Source organism: Paenibacillus herberti (assembly GCF_002233675.1).
In the GTDB taxonomy this organism is placed as follows: domain Bacteria; phylum Bacillota; class Bacilli; order Paenibacillales; family Paenibacillaceae; genus Paenibacillus_O; species Paenibacillus_O herberti.
In genome coordinates this window covers 204104-225182 of the sequence record NZ_NMUQ01000003.1, presented here as the reverse complement: position 1 = coordinate 225182, position 21079 = coordinate 204104, and the positions used below count along the sequence as shown (strand labels likewise).

The 21079-nt window shown below is 54.1% G+C and carries 16 protein-coding genes; 2 read left to right on the top strand and 14 right to left on the bottom strand.

From position 1 onward, the window contains the following. Positions 1 to 4: 4 nt before the first annotated feature. Both CGZ75_RS20500 and CGZ75_RS20495 read right to left on the bottom strand, forming a co-directional pair. Positions 5 to 1645 (bottom strand): MDR family MFS transporter, encoded by a 1641-nt coding sequence (locus tag CGZ75_RS20500; RefSeq protein WP_089526141.1) that lies wholly within the window; start codon positions 1643 to 1645, stop codon positions 5 to 7. A 184-nt stretch (positions 1646 to 1829) separates the two neighbouring features. Then, on the bottom strand, positions 1830 to 2453 hold the full coding sequence (locus tag CGZ75_RS20495; RefSeq protein WP_245850998.1) for a TVP38/TMEM64 family protein: 624 nt from the start codon (positions 2451 to 2453) through the stop codon (positions 1830 to 1832). A 189-nt stretch (positions 2454 to 2642) separates the two neighbouring features. On the opposite strand from CGZ75_RS20495, the gene CGZ75_RS20490 reads away from it, so the two are divergent. Beyond that, complete coding sequence (locus CGZ75_RS20490; protein ID WP_089526140.1) at positions 2643 to 3413, top strand: ZIP family metal transporter; 771 nt, start codon at positions 2643 to 2645, stop codon at positions 3411 to 3413. A gap of 118 nt (positions 3414 to 3531) precedes the next feature. Here the strand turns inward: CGZ75_RS20490 and CGZ75_RS20485 are convergent, their stop codons facing one another. The 6 genes from CGZ75_RS20485 to CGZ75_RS20460 all read right to left on the bottom strand — a co-directional run bounded on the left by CGZ75_RS20485 (position 3532) and on the right by CGZ75_RS20460 (position 8737). Continuing rightward, positions 3532 to 4266 carry a DsbA family oxidoreductase gene (locus CGZ75_RS20485; protein WP_089526139.1) on the bottom strand — a complete coding sequence of 245 codons (735 nt, stop codon included), beginning with the start codon at positions 4264 to 4266 and terminating at the stop codon, positions 3532 to 3534. A gap of 119 nt (positions 4267 to 4385) precedes the next feature. Beyond that, a complete protein-coding gene (locus CGZ75_RS20480) occupies positions 4386 to 4757 on the bottom strand; it encodes an ArsR/SmtB family transcription factor (protein ID WP_089526138.1) in 372 nt (123 codons plus the stop codon). Positions 4758 to 4761: 4 nt separating this feature from the next. Continuing rightward, the gene (locus CGZ75_RS20475; protein ID WP_089526137.1) at positions 4762 to 5190 is read right to left on the bottom strand and encodes an SRPBCC family protein; all 429 of its coding nucleotides are present in this window, start codon (positions 5188 to 5190) and stop codon (positions 4762 to 4764) included. Between the two features lie 92 nt (positions 5191 to 5282). Further along, complete coding sequence (gene pdaA, locus CGZ75_RS20470; protein ID WP_245851063.1) at positions 5283 to 6008, bottom strand: delta-lactam-biosynthetic de-N-acetylase; 726 nt, start codon at positions 6006 to 6008, stop codon at positions 5283 to 5285. Between the two features lie 434 nt (positions 6009 to 6442). Beyond that, complete coding sequence (locus tag CGZ75_RS20465) at positions 6443 to 6904, bottom strand: hypothetical protein (RefSeq protein WP_089526136.1); 462 nt, start codon at positions 6902 to 6904, stop codon at positions 6443 to 6445. A 183-nt stretch (positions 6905 to 7087) separates the two neighbouring features. Further along, a complete protein-coding gene (locus tag CGZ75_RS20460; protein ID WP_089526135.1) occupies positions 7088 to 8737 on the bottom strand; it encodes a copper amine oxidase N-terminal domain-containing protein in 1650 nt (549 codons plus the stop codon). A gap of 345 nt (positions 8738 to 9082) precedes the next feature. On the opposite strand from CGZ75_RS20460, the gene CGZ75_RS20455 reads away from it, so the two are divergent. Further along, the gene (locus tag CGZ75_RS20455; RefSeq protein ID WP_425436530.1) at positions 9083 to 12913 is read left to right on the top strand and encodes a DUF7507 domain-containing protein; all 3831 of its coding nucleotides are present in this window, start codon (positions 9083 to 9085) and stop codon (positions 12911 to 12913) included. A gap of 102 nt (positions 12914 to 13015) precedes the next feature. Here the strand turns inward: CGZ75_RS20455 and CGZ75_RS20450 are convergent, their stop codons facing one another. The 6 genes from CGZ75_RS20450 to CGZ75_RS20425 form a co-directional block, all read right to left on the bottom strand. Beyond that, complete coding sequence (locus tag CGZ75_RS20450) at positions 13016 to 14206, bottom strand: hypothetical protein (RefSeq protein WP_089526133.1); 1191 nt, start codon at positions 14204 to 14206, stop codon at positions 13016 to 13018. A 98-nt stretch (positions 14207 to 14304) separates the two neighbouring features. After that, entirely contained in the window at positions 14305 to 16062 is a 1758-nt protein-coding gene (locus CGZ75_RS20445) for an FAD-dependent oxidoreductase (RefSeq protein ID WP_089526132.1), read from the bottom strand. Next, positions 16059 to 17000, bottom strand: coding sequence for an ROK family protein (locus CGZ75_RS20440; protein ID WP_089526131.1), 942 nt, complete (start codon positions 16998 to 17000; stop codon positions 16059 to 16061). Before CGZ75_RS20440 ends, CGZ75_RS20445 begins: the two co-directional genes overlap by 4 nt. A gap of 42 nt (positions 17001 to 17042) precedes the next feature. After that, complete coding sequence (locus CGZ75_RS20435) at positions 17043 to 17882, bottom strand: MurR/RpiR family transcriptional regulator (protein ID WP_089526130.1); 840 nt, start codon at positions 17880 to 17882, stop codon at positions 17043 to 17045. Next, entirely contained in the window at positions 17860 to 18570 is a 711-nt protein-coding gene (locus CGZ75_RS20430; RefSeq protein WP_089526129.1) for an N-acetylmannosamine-6-phosphate 2-epimerase, read from the bottom strand. Before CGZ75_RS20430 ends, CGZ75_RS20435 begins: the two co-directional genes overlap by 23 nt. 4 nt (positions 18571 to 18574) lie before the next feature. After that, the gene (locus CGZ75_RS20425; protein WP_089526128.1) at positions 18575 to 20308 is read right to left on the bottom strand and encodes a DUF4127 family protein; all 1734 of its coding nucleotides are present in this window, start codon (positions 20306 to 20308) and stop codon (positions 18575 to 18577) included. Positions 20309 to 21079 lie beyond the last annotated feature (771 nt).

The following is a 21079-nucleotide window of genomic DNA, read 5'->3' as shown; positions in this document are numbered from 1 at the left end:
TCGATCAATGACCGGAAGCGTACTCCCGTTCCTGCTCGGCGACAGCTTGGGGATCCATCTTACTTTTACCCATGAAGAATGCGAAGAACAGCGCCAGAGCTGCCGGGATGAGCGCCCAGGCGAACGTTTGGACGATCGTTGAGGACAGTCCATCTGAAAGTTTCTCCAATAACATAGGTGGAATATTGGCGCGCAGATCCGGGTCCATAAGCTCACGGGGATCATTAAGCGTGAAGCCCGGCAAGCCTGCTCCGTCCGCTGCTCCAGCTACAGCACCACCAGCAGTACCGCCGGCTCCAGCCGCATCCGCGCCAGCCGCAGCTCCAGGCTCCCCTCCAGCACCGCTGCCAAGAGCGTCAGCCAGCTTTTTGCTGAACAGATGGCTTTGGATAATACCGAATACTGTGATACCCAGCGCCATGCCAAGCGAACGCAGGAAATTCAGCGTCGAGCTCGCCGCACCGCGATCCTGTACGGGCACAGAGAACATGCAGGCATTGCTTAGTACCGAGAATGATGCCCCGATGCCAAGACCAACCAGTACCATATACAGTCGCATGATCCAGATATTCGTATCCGCTGTAATTGTCGTCAGTAGCCCAAGGCCAATCACGAGCAACGCAAGCGTCGGAATCATCAGAGTGCGGTACTTGAACTTGGTCATCAGGAAACCGCCAAGCGTAGCGGTGACGACGGAACCGACCATCATCGGCAGCAACACAAGTCCAGAATTGGTCGCTTTACCGCCCATGACGCCAGAGATGAAGATTGGGATGTACATAGAAGCCGTGACAAACGCCGCTCCGGCAAAAATGCCGATCAGATTGCTTGAGGCGTACACTCTGCTGCGGAACATGCGGAATGTAATAATCGGCTCTTTAGCTCGCAGCTCGAACATGACGAACAGCACGGTCAGCACGGCGAAACCTCCGAACAGACCAAGAATCGTCGCGGAATCCCAAGCGAAAGTGCGACCCCCGATCGTTTTGCCGCCAAGCTCAAGTGCAAAGATCAGACAGACAACGGCACCGACGAGCGTCGCCGCTCCTCCCCAGTCAATTTCCTGTCGGCTATGCTGCTGTGACTCTTTGTAAAATGCCCATACGAACACAAGAGCCAGCAGGCCGAGCGGAAGATTGATGTAGAAAATCCAGTTCCAGTGGATATAATCTGTGATATAAGCTCCAAGCAGCGGTCCGAAAATACTGGACAGGCCAAACACAGCGCCAAACAGACCTCCGAGCTTGCCCCGCTGCTCCGCAGGCACAGCATCGAACATAATCGTGAAGGCGACTGGAATCATCGCGCCGCCGCCAAGGCCCTGAATGGCCCGGTACATCGCGAGTTGCTCAATCGTCTGGGCGATGCCGCAAAGGGCTGACCCAATCATAAACACAATTAATCCAAAAACAAAAAATCGCTTGCGGCCATACATGTCAGACAACTTACCAAAAATCGGCATGCCGGCCATCTCGGCGACCATGTAAGCAGAGGTAACCCAGACAAACTTGTCGAGACCTCCTAATTCACCTACGATCGTACCCATAGCCGTTGACACGATGGTTTGGTCCATCGATGCCATGAGCATGCCTAGCAGCAGCCCGGCGATGACCAGGCCTGTGTTGTTGCGGGAGGCTTGATTCATACGTTCCATCCTCTTCCTTTCTGTCTGTTGCCGACTTCACTGTCGGACACATTCTTCCCCATTATAGCCAGGTCCCAAGGGCTTAAAATCAGCCTCCAGACGGATTCAAAATGCGGCTTTTTTACTCTAACAAAACAACCCTGACAGCTGTCTGTCAGGATTGGAGAAAAAAGTTCTCGCCGATTTAAGCAGGCAGCGTGCCTGTCTTATTTTCCTCGGGAGCCTTCATGTATTTTGCTTCAATACGCTTGCATACATACCAAGACAGGATGACGAACAGCAAAACGTACAGGAGCTGGAGCGGATCCCGGTAAAAGCGTCCGACATCGTGGCCGACATAGGAAACAGCGAGCACCATAATTCCTTTGCCGACAGCAACCGCTGTGAAAAAGCGGGCTATGCCCATACGGGAGACGGCCGCAGCCATATTAACCAGTACGAAGGGGCCAACTGGAAACAGACTAAGGATGAATACATAGCTGAATGCGTTACGGCGAATCCAGCTCATGCTGGCTTGCACCTTAGGCTTCTCAGCCCAGCGCCTGGCGATCCGATGCCCCGCAGCCGCTCTCACAGCCAGGAATGTCGTCATACAGCCAGCCACAAGACCAATCCAGGAATACAGAAATCCAGCCCAGAGACCATACACCGCCGCATTGACACCTACGATCAGCAGCGTTGGTAAAGGGGGAACGAAGGATTTAAGAAAAGTCAGCAGAATGCCTGGCAGCGGCCCAAAGGACCGATAGCGGTCTAGCAGCTCCAGCAATCGCTCTTCTGTCATGTAGGACATCAGGTCATTCAGCATTGTCATTCTCCTCACAGGAGGGGGTTGCAGCAAGCTTCGTCCCTCCGCAGCATCTGTGCTATATTGTAACGCCATCAAGGTGGAGAGAAAAGGAAATTGCCTCGATATTTCCCTCGTTGGCATAACCCGTCATTTAAAGCATACCCTAGTGGGAGATAACCGGAGTCCGCTCCGAAGCGAGGAGCTTATATGAATCCAATCATTCTCGGCAGCTTGGCAACGGCGGTATGCACGGTCATCGGCGCCCTGCCCGCCTTCTTCTTCACTAATATTACCCATCGAGGCAAAGATATCCTGCTCGCCTTCACAGCGGGCATTATGGTTGCCGCATCAATATATGGGCTCATCCCGAGCGCTCTTAAGCTGTCGAATCTTTTCACGCTCACCGTTGGCATCCTGCTAGGCACCGTCGTGCTCATGTTGCTGGAGCTCATCATCCCCCATACCGATCCCTCACATGAGTCTCAGGTTGATCTTTCGTCTGGCTCGGCGGCAGCTTCACGGGGATGGCTGGGGATGGATCGCAACTCCTTGCTCTTCTTGGCAGCCATGGCGCTGCATAATTTGCCAGAAGGTCTATCTGTTGGCGTCAGCTACGGCAGCAGCGAGTCTCAGCTCGGTCCCATCGTGGCCGTTAGCATCGGTATGCAGAACATTCCGGAAGGCTTTTTAACCGCACTTTTCCTGATTACGCAAGGAATGCGCCGGGGCTACGCCGTGTTAATGTCGGTCGGCACCGGACTACTGGAGCTGCTTGCAGCTCTTGTCGGCGTCAGCTTCGTTGCTGTTATAGATCCAATCGTGCCTTATGGCCTCGCTTTCGCAGCCGGCGCTATGCTCTTCGTCGTTTACAAGGAGTTGATTCCGGAGAGCCACGGGGACGGCAACGAACGAGCGGCGACCTTCTCCTTCATTGTCGGCCTAATTGTGATGATCGCGATGACGCATACTCTGACTTAAAATGAAAGGGACGCCCTCCACCGCAGCTCGCGGAATGAAGGACGTCCCTTTACTAGGCTATGCTGGATACAGAGTGCCGGAACAATCACGTTCCGGCATTTCCGTGGGTGAGAGCTCGTTAATCCCGCGCATGCACTTCGCAGGAACCGTCAGCGCAGTTGTCCCCTGCGGCTGTGTTCGCGCCGGGCTCAGCCGTTGCAGGAGCATTAGCACCTGCCTGCTTCTCTGCCCATGCCTGCTGCAGCACTTGTAGGAACGAGGCAGGCGACTGCGCGCCGGATACGCCTACCTTGCGGTCCATTACATAAAATGGCACGCCGCGAATGCCCAGCTCGGAGCCGACCTGCTCCTCGGCGCGCACCAGCTCGCTATAACGGTTGGAAACGAGTACTTGCTCCGCTTCCTCGGCCGACAGGCCGACCTCGCCAGCCAGAGTCACCAACACCTGACGGTCCTGCAGCAACAGACCGTCTGTAAAGTAGGCCTTGAACAGACGCTCCGACAGCTCATCTCCCTTGCCTTGCTCGACTGCCCAAGCCATCAGGCGGTGAGAATCAAACGTATTGCCGGTCTTCATCGCATCGAAATTGAAGTTCAGACCCATCTCGCCAGCCTGGCGCCCCAAATTGTTATTGTTCGCGATGGCTTGCTCTACAGACATGCCATATTTACGGGATAGCAGCTCATGAATGCTGGTGCCTGGCGCATATTCCGCTCCAGGGTCGAGCTCAAAGCTCCGATAAACGACCTCTACATCATCCTTATGCTCAAAAGATTCCAAAGCCTCTTGGAATTTTCTCTTACCGATATAACAAAACGGACAAGCATAGTCAGACCAAATTTCAACCTTCATTTTAAACCTCTTTCCGGCAGCATGCGGGCCGCCAATAAACTGTAACCATAATGGTTACATCTTATCACAGCGAGCGTCGCAGGAGCAAACCCGTTGTACCCATACCCATGGAATAATAGTCAAGACGAGCTGCCTCCATCCGATCCGATCTCAGCTGGCCCTTCACCTTCCGGTTCCTCAACGAGCAACTTCAGCGCGGAAAGCTTGTTCTCCCAATAGAGGTCGAAGAAAGCTAACCACCGCCTCAGTTCCAGCAGCGGGTCGGGGTCCATCCTGTAGCGAGTTTCCCTGCCCACTTTGCGCTCGCGGACGAGTCCAGCATCCGTCAGAACATGCAGATGTTTGGACACAGCAGCTCTCGTTATCGCAAAATGCGGCGTAACCTCCTTAAGCGGCAGCTCACCAGCATCCTGCAACAACAGCAGCAGCTGCCGTCGCGTCGGATCGGCTATTGCCTGGTAGACATCATGCTTCGGCTTCTGCAGCCCCATAACGTCAGTTCTCCAGAACAGCAGCCAGCTTTTTCACGATTCCAGTCCAGCCGCCGTTCATGTTTCCGCGCACTTCGCTATGCGGCTGTCCAAACTCAGTCAAGCCATCTTCCATCCATCCAGAGTGAATCAGCGTAAATTCTGTCACACCAGGCTCAAGCTCCTTCAGCAAAAATGTGACCGACCAATCCTTGCCCCAGTTGAACTGCAGCTTGTTCGGCGGTGAGAACTCGGTTACGAGGCAAGGGGAATCGCCGAAATGGCCGGATTGCAGGACGAACTCCGCGCCTTCCTCGGGACGGAATGTATTAGGCATGAACCAGGATGCAATTCCTTCTGAAGTCGCGGTTGCCTGCCAAACTTTCTCAATCGGAGCTTTAATCACCTGAACTTGGCGAATTTCCGGCAGCGACCGGGATGATGATGTACTCATGATGGAATCCTCCTGTAGATTGAGTTTATAAATGCTCTTCCAAGACAAAAATTAGGATACCATATGGTATCCTAATTTGACAACACATCCTATTAGCGGTACGTCCGCTTACCCATTTGATCCAAGCTTTTGAACGTATAACCCTGTTTGTGCGCCTCATCGATGATCCGGCCCAGAGCTTGCGCGTTGTCGCTGGATACCGAATGCAGCAAAATAACCGCGCCAGGATGAAGCTGAGTCGTTACGTTCTGATAGGCGTAGTCCGCTCCCCTTTGGGCAGAGGTGTCCCAATCCCTGTATGCAATCGACCAGAATATATTGCGGTAGCCTTCTGAGGCGCTTGCCGCAAGCATGCTGTCGCTGAAAATTCCCCGCGGCGGTCGCAAATAATCCATCTTCTGTACACCAGTTAAATCAGCAACCGCTTTTTTAACATCCGCAAGCTCCTGTTTCACCTTCTCCTGCGGCAACGTGCTCATGTCCGGATGGCTCCAGGAGTGATTGCCGACCAGATGCCCCTCTGTGGTCATCCGCTTCACAAGCTCAGGCTCGGTTTTGACATAATGCCCTGTAATGAAAAATATCGCCGGTACCTGCTTTTCCTTGAGCACATCAAGAATTTTGCCGGTTAAGCCATCCTTCTCGTAACCATTGTCGAAGGTCAGATACAACTCCTTCATGGCCGTATCGCCGAGGAATACCGCGCCATGTTTCTCCATTAGCGGCTGAAAGCCCTCTTCCGCGATGGATGGCAGCACTCCGTTTTTGCTTTTTTTGAAGCCAAAGTGGTACGGCTTACTCCAAGCCGCCGCCTGCATATCGTGGACAGGCAACGCGGCATGTGCAGATTTGTTCGCCCGTCCTACCACATCATCAAGCGCGGAAAGCGCCGACATTCCCGGCGCACCGGAGTAAGCAAGGGCGCCTGTCAGCAACAAGCAGCTAACGGCTGCCAAAATGCTTTTATTCATCGTTGATTACCTCCTGCCCTGTCTATACACAATCCACCTTGGTATGCTCGGCAGGGAGGAATTTTATGCGTTTCCTGAGACTGGAAAAACGAATTAAGTTGTTTACATGTGCATAACTTAGCCTGTGGATAAGTGAGCAACATTTTCAAATTCTTTATTTTAGCCCGATTCGGCCTGTTTATAGTGGGGATAACTCTGTGTATAACTCCTAATTGGCGCATAAAAAAATCCGAACAGCTGGTATGCTGTCCGGATAGTGCCTCCGCTATGGCGCTGCGCTGTTACTTGGCCTTAACCAAGGTTATTAATGTTAGCTCCTTCGCAGAAGCATCTCCTTCTATCGCTTTTTCCGTATATTCGAACTCCACTGAAACTCCGGATTCTAGCTCACCCGCTACTTGTTGCGTAGCTTCACTTAGCTGAAACGATTGTGGTTGTCCGTCGATCTCAATCTCTACCGTATGGGAATCTGCCAATCCGACAAATTTGCCTTCAGCCTTCTTAACCTCGGATTCTGCCGGAGGCGTTGATGCCTCGGCGGTCGGAGCTGGTGTAGGCGAAGTAGAAGCGGATGGAGATGGGCTCATGCTCGGTGCTGGAGACATACTTGGTGCCGGGCTGGAACTCGGTGTTGGTGACGCTCCATTTTTAGGATCGGATGCGCCGGAGCAACCGGCGAGTACGAGCAGCAACACTGCGCTGGATAGCGAATAGATTCGATTTTTGGATGTACGCTTGTTCATGATAGTAACACCTCCACCCTATATAACGAACTGCCAAGCCCAATAGTTCCATTTACCATGCGGCAAAAAAACGGGGTGCCCGCCGAAGCCATCTAAATGATGGCGGGGACACTCCCGCTTCAGCTACTTTCTCTGCGGCATTCCGTTTGTATTCCGTCTGTCTGTCTACAATTATGGGACGGTTTAGCTAGCGGAAGTAAGCGTAATGGAACCATCTTTCGCGTTGTACATGACGTTCCAGTTCAGCAGCTCGGCAATGAAGCGCATAGGCACAAGCGTACGTCCGTTTTTATCGATGACAGGTACAGCTGGAGCTTTGCTCGTCACATTGTTCATGGAGTAGCTGTTTTTGTTGACCCAAAAGCCGAGTTTGTTGTCGCCGGCCATGACCCATACTGCTTTAGTTTTGTTTTCATAAGAAACCGTAGCACCGATACCTTCGCTCAGGAAGCGGAGCGGGATATACGTCATGCCCTTCCACATAACTGGCGTTGTGTCCATTTGAATCGTCGAGTTGTTCACTTTAAGCTGTTTGCTGTTCAGCTTCATCCATACCGTCGTCATCGTTGGTTCGGATGGAACTGGCGTTGGAGTTGGTGTTGGCATAGGTGTCGGAGCTGGCGTCTCTTGGAATTTATCGTTCATTTGCGTCACGATCGCTCCACCGAGCGCTTGCCCTACACCGAATACGAACTTGAACCCTTCGCGGCTTGACGCGTAAGAAGCATCATAGTTGCCAACAGCATATTGGTCCAGCGTCATTTGGATCTGGCCTTCATGCTTTTTCAGCGCATCGCTTGCCGCTGCGCCAGGCAGATTGCCTCCGGTCGCAGTGCCGAGGAAAGCACCAAAGTCTTGCGTGAATTTGTTGATTCGAGCTTGAACGGCTTGTTTGGCAGCTGCATCACCGTTTTTGACGGCGGTCACATAGTCGGCCTGCGCGTTGATATGATCTGGCGTCCAAAGTTTCTCGAAGCCTTCTCCACCAGCGTTTCCGTACAGGGAGACGATTGCAGCCTTCCAATCGGCTGTATTCATTGCTTGCACGCTTATCAGCGATGCGGAGTCTTTACCGCCGTCAAATTGCTTCTGCATTTGCAGCACGGCCAGCGACACATGCTCCGAGACGAGCATATTCAGGGCAGAGCGCAGATCAGCTGCTTTGGTGTCCGGCTTCGTGTTGGCGAATTTTTCCGGCATCTGGGCAACGATTGCTCCGGACAATACTTTGCTCACGGTGAACATCGTTTTGTAACCTTCGCGGTAAGCCTTGTAAGCATCAGCATAGTCGCCTGCTACATACTCATTGAATACTTGCTGCACTTGATCCTCATGAAGGCGAAGTGCTTCCATCGCTGCGGCTTTAGGAAGTTTGTTGCCTGTTGCTGTTGCCAGGAAGCTGGAGAACTCGTCAACAAAGGTACTGATTTTGGCTTCCGCTGCTTTTCTTGCGTCTCCGTTATTCATCTTAACGGCCTTCACGAGTTCGTCCGTGGACTGATTGTGAGCGCGGAAGATGCGTCCGAACTCGTCTGCTCCGGCTTTACCGTACAGGGACTCAATGGCTGGCAGCATATCAACTGCGTTTTGATCCAATGCCTTAAGCGCCGCTGGAGCGTCCTTCGCTCCATCATAAGCCTTAGTCATAGCTACTACAGCGAGTGCGAAATGCTCAGACAGTAGATAATCTAGGCTAGCTCTGAGCTCAGCGGCTGGCGTATTAACCGTTGCCATTGCAGCAGCCTTTGCAGAAACAGGTGTTGAGGCTACGATGCCGGCAGGAGCCACGAGGGCCAGAGTCAATACTGGTGCTAGAACTTTTTTGATATTCATAAACGTTCACTCCTTCTGAATGGGGGGATTGTAAGGAATATTCATCCTGTCTTCAGTAAGTGAAACGCGCGGTTCTACGAGTTGGATTACAAAATTATAAAAAAGAAAATATATTATTTTTGGTGTTTCAAAGGGGGAGCTGGATGGGTAATTTGACTCTTTTATCTATCAAGATTAAAAAATATTGGATATTATATTCCAATTTAATAGAGGGAATAATGACAAGTCTTCCTTCCATATATTTAAGATGATGATTATGAGCTTGTAAGGAGGGCTGGTCTAGGATGAGTGTATATGAAGCAAACAGTAGTTCCAACTGGTATTTAGCTGGCAGGTATCGTTACTGTGCCTAGGTTTAATCTAGGTCCCTCCCTATCAGCAGAGAAATTTGTTAACGGAGCAGAAGGCTTTACTGCAATGGCGGGCCAAACCATATACTTTCAGTTGTTAGTCACCAATACAGGAGATACGACATTGACCCAAATTGAGGTCAAAGATGTACTGGACCCAGGCGGGGTTCTTTTGGACATTACGCTTGACAGCCTGCCCCCTGGAGTAACGAATAGCCAACAGATTGCCTATACGATCCCGGATCCGCCTCCTGCTGGTTTTCTGAACAATATTCTTACTGCCAATGCCCCCCTCTCCTCCGTAGCTGCCGAATCAAATGTATTTATCGACATTAATGACTCTGTCCCTGGAATCAGCATATCCAAAAGCGCAGACCACATTACCGCACCGCCAGGCGAAATCGTGGAATATTCACTCGTTGTTTCCAATACCGGAACGACGGATCTTGGCTCAGTCGTTGTCAGTGATCCAACCTTGGGCTTCAGCGCCACAATCGACCTCCCTGCCGGCGAATCTACAACTCAACTTGTCCTTTTCCAGGTACCGTTTGGAACTGCTGCAGGAACATTAATCACCAATACGGCTACCGCTACCGCTAACGGTGTGACGTCGCAGAGCAGTTGGACGGTAACAGTGAGTGCCGAAGCAGAAATTTTGCTCGAAAAAGATGCGGACGTTAGCACTGCTGTGCCCGGAGACATCGTCCAGTACACCTTCACGATTACGAATATAGGTAATCTACCGCTTACCGGAATCGTTTTGACGGATTCTGATATTGGAGTTTCTATTCCGATCGGCAGCTTGGACGTCGGGATGAGTGTCCAGCCAACGGCAGACTTCATGATTCCATTCGGAACGCCTGCGGGTACATTCACCAACAATGCGTCTGTTACTAGCGATCAGGGAGCAGAGGGTTTTGGATCTGGAGTAGTGATGATTTCTCCATCTGCCAGCTTGACTTTTATGAAGACAGCCTCCGAAACGCTGGCGTCTCCAGGCGACTCTATTTCGTATACGTTTAATTTCTTCAACAGCGGGAATATCACATTAACGAATGTTTTTTTGACCGATCCGACACTGGGAATTGCTCAGTCCATAGAGACCCTTCTACCCGGAATGGACTTTGGACTCGAGTTCCTTGATGAATTCACTATTCCTGCTGGTTCACTCCCAGGCACCGAATTTACGAATACAGCGACGGTGACAACCGATCAACTGGCTCCGATTCAATCGTCTGCGACGGTCACCGTGCAGGCTGCCCCCTCCATCTCTTTAGATAAAAGCGTATTGCCGACCTCCGCTTCCATCGGCGATACCGTCATTTACACTTTTGTCATAACCAATAACGGCAATGTGCCGCTCACAGGCATCATGTTAACAGATCCAACACTCGGTATTTCGCTCAATATTCCTGACCTGGATGTTGGAGCTTCCAATACCCAGATGATTGACTTTGTCGTCCCTATGGATGCGCTCGTTACGATTATAAATACGGCCACAGTAACCGGCGATGCTTCCGGGACAACCGTCCAGGCTCAGGCCATGGCTACTTTGACCGTTAACAGACCTATCATCGATTTTACTAAAACAGTAGACCATAGCAGCGCCAATCCCGGAGACACCGTCACTTTTATGATAACGATAAATTATTTCGGAACTGAACCTAATTTTTTTGTGCAGCTTGACGACGAACTTTTGGATGTTCATGTTGGATTTTTTTTGAATCCTGGCGGCTTTGCTTCCGATACATCAACGTTTGTAATCCCCGCTTTGCCTGGAGGAACGGTTATTACCAATACGGCGACATTAACGGGAAACGGCGTCATGGAGGAAGTTTCGGCTACAGTGACCGTAAACTCTGTTCCGGCAATATCTATTTTAAAAACAGCCAATACAGCAAGCGCAGCGCCTGGAGATACCATTACGTATACGATAACCGTGCAAAACACGGGCAATGTTGTTCTTCCGGATGTTAGCGTAATGGATCCGCTGCTGGGCATCTCCACCCCGCCAGCTCCGCTCGCCATCGGCGGCAGTCAAGTTGTGATGGGATCGTTCACTATCCCGCTCGGCACCCCGGCCGGAACGATTATAACCAATACGGCAACGGCCAGTTCGTCGTTAACAAGTCCTACGCAAAGCTCCGCCTCGGTATCCGTTCTGTCGGCTCCTGTACTTGCCATTACCAAAACCGCCGACCGTTCCAGCGCCGCGCCGGAAGAAACGATTTTTTATACAATTACGGTGACCAATTCTTCAGTGAGCACCATTAACGGTATTCAACTCACAGACGCTGTACTGGGCTTATCGGTAGCTATCGGCACCCTCGGCCCCGGAGACTCCGTCAATGTTCCTGCGTCGTTCACCGTTCCCGCCGGTACTCCGGCAGGGACGATCATAACGAACACGGCGACAGTGAGATCCCCGACGACCTTGCCCGCATCAGATTCTGTCAGCGTCACCGTAGCCGTGGGGACGTCATTGTCCATTACCAAATCGGCAACGCCTGGTTCCACGTCTGCGGGAGGAATTGTGATCTATACGATCACTGTCACCAATACCGGCAACACCGTACTCACCAATACGACCGTGTCCGATCCAACTCTCTCGTTATCCATTCCGGTTGGCCAGCTGCAACCCGGGCAATCCCGCAGCCAGTCTATTCCGTTCCAGCTGCCGTTCACCCTTGCTCCGGGGTCCGTCTTTACGAACACGGCTACCGCAACAAGCGATCAAACCTCTCCAGTGCAGGCTTCCGCCGAGGTGTTTGTGCTGCCACCGCCGCAAGCGACGGTGACTGTATCACCCTTTCCGGCATTCGGGTTGTCAGGAGGAGAAGTAACGGTGACCGTTACCGTAACCAATCCATCGAGTGTGACCTTGACCAATCTTGTGCTCGTCAACGATTTTTTGGGCATCAATATCACTGTGCCGTCACTGGCGCCAGGGGGTTCCTTTTCCATCGTTCGAACGGTGCTTATTCCGGCTGGGACGCCGGCAGGCACGGAGTTGTCCAGCTTGGCCATTTTGAACACGGATCAAACACCGACTACCGCCGCGCAAGTGCTTGTCATCGTGCAGCCCGCACCTGTGCTTGCACTTTCCAAAACGGTCAGAGCTCCGGAGGCGGTCCCCGGCGAGAAGGTTCGCTTCAAAATCCAAGCTGTCAACATAGGAAATACCGTCTTAACGGGTGTATTAACCGACCCGCTGTTGCAGCTGGCGATTGGCCCGATCACGTTGTCCCCTCAAAACAGGTTTACTGTTTCGGTACCGTTTGTCATTCCACCGGAGACATTGAACGGAGCCACAATTACCAACACCGCTTTCTTTGAAGGTTCTGGCGTAGCTCAGCAGGCAAGCGCCTCCGTTAAGGTTTTGCGCGTGTTGGATGTGAGCAAAAAGTCGAACAAAAAAGAAAGCTTTTTGGGCGACACAATCCGTTTTACCATTCTCGTCGAAAACAGCAGCATCTTCAACGCGGTAAACAGCGTCCTGCAGGATGTGCTCGCTCCTTCCGTTGCGCTTGTACCCGGCAGCGTTACCGTTAATGACGTCGTCCAGCCGGACAGCTCGCTTAGAAGCGGAGTTAAGCTCGGCACCATCGGACCGGGACAGCGGGTCGTCGTCCGCTTTACCGTCAAAAATCTGTCTATCCCGCGTTCCACCGGGTCCAGCTTGACTCAATCGGCTGATCCGCAAAGCGGAGTGCTGCTCAACCAGGCCGTCGTCACCTTTCATGTCCTGTCGCCATCAGGACGTAATGTAACGGTGCAAGCCCTATCGAATATATCGCGTGTTATCGTTACGGAAGAGGAAGAGTAAGGGGTTGCTTGGTCAATTGAAACAAGTAGCAAAAATAGCCATAGCGGAACTAGGATCCCCGTCCTGTTCCGCTATGGCTTATTCTATTGCAGTAGCAAAGCTTCAATTATTCGTAAAATAAAGCGTCTGCGGCCCGGAGGAACCTCCGGTCAAACTGAGCCGGGACGGAACCGTTTTGCCTTTGCGGCCAACTTTGAGCTCCGCGAACTGCCACGCCATCGTATAGTTCAAGAAGCCGGAGTTGAGCAGCTTGCCTCCCCAGCCAATCGTATAGTGGCCTGCGCCGCCGGATGGATTGAGGTACACGCCAATCGTGCGCTTACTATCGCTCTGGTTATTAATCTGCACAGACATATCATAAATAACGCCGTAGTTGCCGCTGTTGGCCACCGTTGCTCCCGTTATGGCGTCCCGGCCTTGCTCGTATTCGCCCGGCATAAAGTCTGCCCATTGGCCGGACGGAGCGGATGAAACACGAATCAAGGAGTTGCCGGCGGAGGTGTTGTAGACGAGGGTGCCGGTCCGGTCAAAATTCGGAAACGTACCCCGGACATGTTTGTCGGGTGGAAGAATCGGCTCTACAAGTGGGTCCGACGGTCGTTTAGCCGCATAACCGAGCGTTGTGACAGTCACAGGCGCGCTGCCGCCATACATCGTTTCCGCCCGCAGCTGCAAGTATCCCGTGAGCGTATCATTCGCGGGTACGGCATGGATTTTCCAGTACGTCTCTCCCGGTTGCAATACAGCAATAGGCCGCTTCGATCCACGAGATTTCAAGAAAGCGTCCAACGCGTTCTGACCTGCTACATCAGGATAATAATCGATGCCTGCTCCCGCTCCCTCTAGATACAGCTTCACTTTGTAACCGCTCGTGTTGGTCACGGCGGTCGCCACATTGAGCCCCGCACCTGTCAGATTGGCCTGATGGGAAAATACGCGAAAAGAACCGCTGACCGTATCTCGGTAAAAACCTCCCGTTGTCGTCGGCGACTCGGGGGAGTTGCTCAACACGAGCGTGCCTCCCGATGGTGTCAGCACTGGCTTGACCATAGCGACGGCCGGCTTCAGCGTCGCGATCGGCACGACCAGATCCGGCGTTGTCAGAGCCGCCGTCTGCAGCCCGGACGCTGCCTCAGCCTGCAGCGAAGAGCTCACCGAACCGCCCGCAGCAGCTCCAGACGGCGGCGAGCCTCCCGCTTCCAACACCGTATTCGGTGAAGCTGCGACTGTCCCGCCAACTAACAGCACAGCCGCAATTGCGGCCGGCACAAGCCTATTAATCCTTTTGCCCATCATCATTCCTCCTCATCGGATTCCAATGCAGACTCATCCACTTGCTCCGCGCTGTGCTGTCCTTCCTTCAGCGCGTCACGCTGAACGAAATGCTCCCCTCATTTCGGCGCCCCCACCACCTCCTTCGCGATTTCTTCCGACCAATGAAACTCTACGCCGCGCAACGTCAGCAGCTCCTGGAAGCCTGCTCGCAGAGCAGCGTCGCCGTGGACTTCGCGGGGGAGCCTTCCTGTGCGGAGGCAATAAGCGGCCAGCATGCCCGCAGCCTCCCCGATATTCCATTCCGTCGGATGCAGCCGATAACAGCCGTTGGAAATCTGGGTTGTTCCGATATTTTTACAGGCGGGCAGAAGGTTGTTCATGCGGATTGGAATCAACGACCCCAGCGGAATTTCGTAGGGATAACTTGGAATGTAAAAGCTCCTGTACGTCACCGTAGTATGATGCAAATCCAAATGATAGTTGCCCACGCCGACGCTATCCTCGTAGCGCTTAATCCCGGCTTCACCGCGCAGCTCCTTGCTTACATCCGCCTCCGTAATCGTCTGCAACGCGCAAATGCGCCTCGATTCGCGAATATACACCGACTTGGCAAGACCGTCCCCCGTACCAAGCACATCGCCGCGCAGCCGCACACCGGGATAACCTTTGCCGCCGTCCAGCCGAGGCGCTTCGGTTTGCAGCCAGTACACCGTGGACAGCGTCAGCTGACGAGCCGCATAGAGCCTGTCTCGACGCACATGTTCAGGAACGTCCATAATACTTCCGAGATAGTAGTCATTTTGCGCCCAGTTGAGAAGCGACAGCTCCCCCTCATACAAGGGTACGGCCAGATGCCGCGGATCGAGGATGCGTCGGTAATCCCACAGCGAAGTAACGCCTCGTTTGTTCGGGAGAAGGGTGAACTCTTTCTTTTTGGTGGTGTCATTGGCATCGGTAGCGAACCAGCTCAGCAGCGGATAAGGGGAAAAAGGCGGCACAAGACGGCTCCAATACTCATACATTTCCGGAGGCCGCGATGGGATAAAGTTCCCCTCTGGCAAGTATTCCATTGCAGCGACATGCGTAAACGCCTGCACATCCTCGGGAATTCCCTCCTCGGGAGCATGAGGCTCTCCCGTCTCGCTTCGGGACTCCGCTCCGATCCGGTATTCCGTCCCGGTCATCGGCAGCAGATCTCCGGTTTCCGTCGCGTCCAGCACATAGGGAGCGGAAAGGCGAAACAGACGGCCATTCCGGCCGGACACCGTCACCGAGCGAACATCGTCGCCGACTGTTTCCGCGGAAATAGGGACCGTCTCAAGCAGCAGGCGCAGCCGTCCGCTGTTTACATAGGGCGAGAGCATCGCCTGCAGCACTGCCAACGCAACGCGCGGCTCATGAGCGAGGCGGCTGACCCAGCCATTGCCGGGGTTGAGCAGCGTATTGTCCTGCGCTTGCGGTGTGAGCGGGTAGTTTTCCTTGTAGTACGAGCGGATGCGCTCTCGCAGCTCGCGAAAAGAGGCGGTGCAGCCGCTCGACTCAATCCAGCGATGCTCATCCGGCGGCACCGCTTGCGAGGTAAGCTGGCCACCGATCCAATCGGTTTCCTCCGTCATGATGACGTTCAGTCCTTCGCGCGCCGCAGCCAGCGCCGCAGCTGTGCCGCCAAGCCCGCCGCCGATGATGATGACATCGGCCTCTAGCTCGGATGCCGGCTGGGACACCGGATGACCATTGAGCTTGGATGCCGGCTCAGACGCTAGTTGGCCATCGAGCTTGGATGCCGGCTCGGACGCCAGCCGGCCATCGGGCTGGATTACCGGCTGGATCGGTTGGGACGAAGCTTCTAGTTCTTCTTTTCGAATCTCGTTCATGCTGTTTCCTCCTCCTGGTTGGCAGAAATTCTATGCAGCAAATCAGCCGCCATCATAGCAGCGCCTATGCAGCCGGCGTTGTTGCCAAGAAGCGCTTTCATCATGGGAAATGCTGCTGCCCCTTCAGCCGCGAGCGCCTCCTCCAGCAACGGACGCCATACCTCCAGCGAATCCGCTGCCCCGCCACCGAGCAGGATCGCCTCCGGGTCGAGGCCTACCCTCAGGTTGGCAGCGAACAAAGCGAGCCATCCAGCATACTCCCGCAGCACCTGAACAGCCTGAGAGTCTCCGCTGCGCACGCATTCCATCAGCTCAGCCGGGGACAAACCCGCACGGCCCATCGCCTGAGACGCTGTCCGCATCAGAGCTGTGCCGGAGAGATACTGCTCCGCGCAGCCCCTGCGCCCGCAATTGCAGGGAAGGCCGCCTGGCACGAGCACGCTATGTCCCCACTCGCCGCCGCTCCAGCCGGCGCCCCTCAGTATGCGGCCTTCTGCCATATTCGCACCGCCAACTCCGGTGCCGAGCGTCAACAAGACGGCGCTGCGCAAGCCCCGGCCTGCGCCGAGTCGGCATTCACCGAGCAGCGCGGCATTGGCATCATTATCAGCGCAGCTCGGCAGGCCGAAGCGTAGACCTGCCCATTCAGCAAGCCGCAGTCCCGTCCAGCCGGGCAAATTGTCCGTGGCATAAACGACCTCTCCGGAGTCGGCATTAATACGTCCGGCGCTGGCAAGTCCTATTGCCCCGGCTGAAGGGCAGCATTCCAGGAGGTCACTTACGAGCTCCTCCACGGAAGCCAGTACTGCCTCCCTGCCACGGGACGCTTCCGTTGGCACGGTCGCTTTTGCCCAAATATAACCTTCCTCATCCAACACGATGCCCTTGATGCCCGTCCCACCAATGTCCACTCCAATTGTCGGCCCTACCGCTTGCATCGCCACTCTCCCTTCCACTCGCACCCGTTGACCGTGGCCCACTCAATAAATTCGTTCGATGACCGCCTTGGCGGTGCGCTCCCGCATCTCCCGCGTGTAGGAAAGATCATGGCGCGCCAGTCCTTCGCAAATAAGATCGATAACGAGCAACTGGGACATTTTCGCCCCGATTGAACCGCCTTCGAGCGGTGACTCTTTGCCTGCGGTTAGCAACACCAGGTCGGCGACCGATGTAATCGGTGACTTGGCGTAATTCGTCAACGCGATGACATACGCACCTTGCTGGCGCGCCTTCGTCAGTAAATCAACCGTGTCCAGCGTGCTGCCACTCAAACTTATGCCTACTGCTACATCGCCCAGTCCCATCGTAACGGCCATCATCGCTTGGATATGTGCATCTGTAATTGCTTCTGCCCGGCGCCCGATGCGGAGCATGCGGTTTTTGGCGTCCAGTGCTGTGAGTCCCGACGTCCCCACTCCAAAAAACTGCAGATAAGACGCTTCATGAATTCGCCGCACGGCTTCATTAAGCTTGGAACGATCAATCAGGCTCATCGTGTCCGACAAAATCGAGGTCAGCTCACGGTACACCAGTGCCGGGTAATCGCCATCATCTTCCGCACCTTGGGCATCCCTTCCGCCCGCCTGGCGTCGCGGACTATAATCCTGGGCAAGCGCCAGCTTGAAATCCTGGTATCCTTTGAAGCCGATGGCCCGGCAAAAACGCATCACCGTCGTCTCCCCGACGCCAGACAGATCCGCAAGCTCCGTCACGGAGCGATACATAATATCCTCCGAAGCGTTGAGCATATAGTCAGCGACCTTCTGTTCCGACTTCGTGAGCGAGGGGTAGTACGAGCTAACCTTTAGCTTTAAATCCATCCCTTTGCCATCTCCTTCCCGCCGCAGCGGCAAAACGTTCCGCAATCAGCTGAGGGCGCGTAATCGCTGATCCAACTACGACCGCATGAGCGCCAAGCTGCAGCAGCGCCGCAACCTGCTCCGGCTCAGTTACTCGCCCTTCCGCAAACACCGGAATACGCAGCCGCTCAGCGGCCTGCTCCACTAGATCATAGTCGGGTCCAGTCCGACTGACCGAATAAGGTGTATACCCCGACAATGTCGTGGAAACACAGTCGGCACCGAGCCGCTCTGCTTGCTCAGCCTCTTCGAGCGTGGACACATCGGCCATGGCGGGAACGCCCAGGCTGTGCATGCGCTGAATCAGTTCCTCAGCCGTGCAGCCATTCGGCCGCTTGCGCAGCGTCGCGTCAAAGGCAATCATATCTGCCCCCGCATCTAACAGTTCATCTACTTCCCGAAGCGTAGGCGTGATATAAATTGGATAGCCGGGGTAATCCCTTTTTACGATTCCGATTACAGGCAGTCCAGTCTGCGCCTTGATGCTCCGCACATCGTCTGCTCCGTTCGCCCGAATCGCCGCAGCTCCGCCTTGCTCCGCCGCAAGCGCCATGCGCGCCATGATGCCCGCTCCATGCAATGGCTCATTCGGCAGCGCCTGACAGGAGACGATTAGCCCCCCTTGCGTCTTCTCCCAGATTGTAGCCATGGCTTCAACTCCTGTCTTTCCTGTTGTCGGCCGCATCCGCATTAGAGCATCCTTCATTTCCAGCTTCCGTTGAATGTCCAGCTTGCGCGATTTCTTGTATGAACCGGTCTGTCCGTTCATCCTGCTCGGCCCTCTTGCCCTGCTTGCTCTTCTGGCTTTTCTCAACCTGCTGGACCTGATTGCCCTGCTTGTTCAGCTTGCTCAGCTCACACTGAACCTTCAGCCCCACCTCGAACATCCTGCTCCATGGCATCCAGCAATCTTCCACAACGATGTTTATGCCCGAGCCAGCGGTCTGTTCCATCAAGAAATGCTCCATCGCTTCCCGCACCATACCAGCAGCCCGGCCTCGCTGACCATCCACTGAAAAATAGTCCATGCCAAGCGCCTTCACCGGGCCGTCAGCAAGTCTGCGCCGGATCGCGGAGCAGTAACCGTAGTCTTCTGCAATGCGCAAGCCGAGAAAATCCAGCTGCCCCTTCGTTTGACCAAACTGCCCGTAAATCATCAGTTGCGCAATCGTTGTGCCAAGCGTGTTGCCGCTTGTGTTCCAGCCGGCCAATCCGGCGAGCTTCGGTAACATGCCTTTGCGACGCAGTAGCCTCAGTAATTGCAGGTCTCCACCATTAGCAAAAGCGACGTCCGCCAGCGCCACTGGCTTGCCGAGCCGGTTCAAGGCGTAACTCCCGTATTCCACCAATTCCTGTGTGTTACGTTGCACATCATAATCGGCATTTGGCTGCAGTTGGCCGTTCGCCTCGCCCATTCGCCCTCCCGGAGAGTTCACGAGCAGGATCAGGTCGGCATCGGATGCGCTCTCTACCAGAAGGCCTCCGGCTGCCAGCAGTTGAGATTTTACACTCTCACCAAGCATCCGGTCCTCATAAAGCGGTATCACCTGTGGACCAAACACACTAGAATATCTTGCATATACAAGCGGCTGCACGCCTCGACGTTCGTTTATAAGTCGCGCCAACAGTGTACAGCCCGCCTCATCTGCGCCGGGGTACATAAGCGTCTGGAGCTCCGCACCGAGCTCCCGGATTCTTTGGCGGACTCCTTGCTGATCCAGCGCAGTCCAACCGTAGGGAGCCGCATCGTCTTGAGGCAGCGCTAAAAAGTCGAGTGTTCCATCAGCAGCCAGTTCTAGGGACGCACGATTCGCCGCAGCGTTGACGGCGCGCCGCTCCAAGTAGTCATCTCGCACATCCTCCGGCAGCTCCATGCGGATTCTAGCCAGCTCCTGCAGCTCTTCCGTAATGGCGAGGCCAAGCTGCTCTCGATGACTAAGCCAGCCCAGCCGAAACAACTCCCTGCCCCAGTCAGCGTAGTAGCTCGGCTCTTCGTCAGCGCTGGAATACTGCGGGCATCTCATAATGAGGTGAAAGGCGTACAGCTTCAGACGCGGGTTGTTTTTCCGCATATTGCGCAGCCTTTCCAGCGGTGCTGCGGCTTCATGCTCTCCGAGGCGGTGAAGCCGGGACGGAACGATGCCGCCGTAGAGCAGCGTGTCGATTGACACGATAGCTCCTTCTGCATCTGCTGCCTCTTGCTCCAGCCAGTCGGACAGCTCTCTTATGCGGCCTGGCCTTTTTTTGTCCCCCATCCACTCTCGCGGCGGTCGAACCAGCTCCAGATCGGTATCCTGGGCTAGCAGCCACGGAAAGTCATAGTTGCACGGCCGTTCGTCTAAAGGCAGATAAACCACTTTGGCTCGTGATCGCTTCGGCTTGCTCATGGTACTCTCCTTTCTAGCTTCGATGGAAATTTAACAGCGAAACTCGCTGCGCGAACCAACTCAAACTAACAGCGAAACTCGCTTGTTTCTCTTAATTGGCTTAAAATCAGCCTCGTCGGTGAATGCAAGTAGTCAAACTTACTTGCATTGCTCCAAATCTGCCTCGCCGCTGCAACCAAGTAGTCAAACTTACTTGATCCGCTCCAAACCAGCCTCGCAGCTGCAACCAAGTAGTCGAAGTTACTTGATCCGCTCCAAACCAGCCTTGTCTCTGCAACCAAGTAGTCAAACTTACTTGATCCGCTCCAAATCTGCCTCGCCGCTGCAACCAAGTAGTCAAACTTACTTGATCAGCTCCAAACCAGCCTCGCAGCTGCAACCAAGTAGTCAAACTTACTTGATCCGCTCCAAACCAGCCTCGCCGCTGCAACCAAGTAGTCGAAGTTACTTGATCCGCTCCAAACCAGCCTTGTCTCTGCAACCAAGTAGTCGAACTTACTTGATCCGCTCCAAATCTGCCTCGCCGCTGCAACCAAGTAGTCGAAGTTACTTGATCCGCTCCAAACCAGCCTCGCCGCTGCAACCAAGTAGTCAAACTTACTTGATCCGCTCCAAACCAGCCTCGCAGCTGCAACCAAGTAGTCAAACTTACTTGATCCGCTCCAAATCTGCCTCGCCGCTGCAACCAAGTAGTCAAACTTACTTGATCAGCTCCAAACCAGCCTCGCAGCTGCAACCAAGTAGTCAAACTTACTTGATCCGCTCCAAACC

Excerpts from the sequence above, each read along its gene's own strand:
- CGZ75_RS20475 (WP_089526137.1), bottom strand. The coding sequence starts at position 5,190 with ATGAGTACATCATCATCCCGGTCGCTGCCGGAAATTCGCCAAGTTCAG.
- CGZ75_RS20435 (WP_089526130.1), bottom strand. The coding sequence starts at position 17,882 with ATGGATTTAAAGCTAAAGGTTAGCTCGTACTACCCCTCGCTCACGAAG.
- CGZ75_RS20465 (WP_089526136.1), bottom strand. The coding sequence starts at position 6,904 with ATGAACAAGCGTACATCCAAAAATCGAATCTATTCGCTATCCAGCGCA.
- CGZ75_RS20445 (WP_089526132.1), bottom strand. The coding sequence starts at position 16,062 with ATGAACGAGATTCGAAAAGAAGAACTAGAAGCTTCGTCCCAACCGATC.
- CGZ75_RS20495 (WP_245850998.1), bottom strand. The coding sequence starts at position 2,453 with ATGCTGAATGACCTGATGTCCTACATGACAGAAGAGCGATTGCTGGAG.
- CGZ75_RS20430 (WP_089526129.1), bottom strand. The coding sequence starts at position 18,570 with ATGGCTACAATCTGGGAGAAGACGCAAGGGGGGCTAATCGTCTCCTGT.
- pdaA (WP_245851063.1), bottom strand. The coding sequence starts at position 6,008 with ATGCAGGCGGCGGCTTGGAGTAAGCCGTACCACTTTGGCTTCAAAAAA.
- CGZ75_RS20490 (WP_089526140.1), top strand. The coding sequence starts at position 2,643 with ATGAATCCAATCATTCTCGGCAGCTTGGCAACGGCGGTATGCACGGTC.
- CGZ75_RS20500 (WP_089526141.1), bottom strand. The coding sequence starts at position 1,645 with ATGAATCAAGCCTCCCGCAACAACACAGGCCTGGTCATCGCCGGGCTG.
- CGZ75_RS20460 (WP_089526135.1), bottom strand. The coding sequence starts at position 8,737 with ATGAATATCAAAAAAGTTCTAGCACCAGTATTGACTCTGGCCCTCGTG.
- CGZ75_RS20425 (WP_089526128.1), bottom strand. The coding sequence starts at position 20,308 with ATGAGCAAGCCGAAGCGATCACGAGCCAAAGTGGTTTATCTGCCTTTA.
- CGZ75_RS20440 (WP_089526131.1), bottom strand. The coding sequence starts at position 17,000 with ATGCAAGCGGTAGGGCCGACAATTGGAGTGGACATTGGTGGGACGGGC.
- CGZ75_RS20480 (WP_089526138.1), bottom strand. The coding sequence starts at position 4,757 with ATGGGGCTGCAGAAGCCGAAGCATGATGTCTACCAGGCAATAGCCGAT.
- CGZ75_RS20450 (WP_089526133.1), bottom strand. The coding sequence starts at position 14,206 with ATGGGCAAAAGGATTAATAGGCTTGTGCCGGCCGCAATTGCGGCTGTG.
- CGZ75_RS20485 (WP_089526139.1), bottom strand. The coding sequence starts at position 4,266 with ATGAAGGTTGAAATTTGGTCTGACTATGCTTGTCCGTTTTGTTATATC.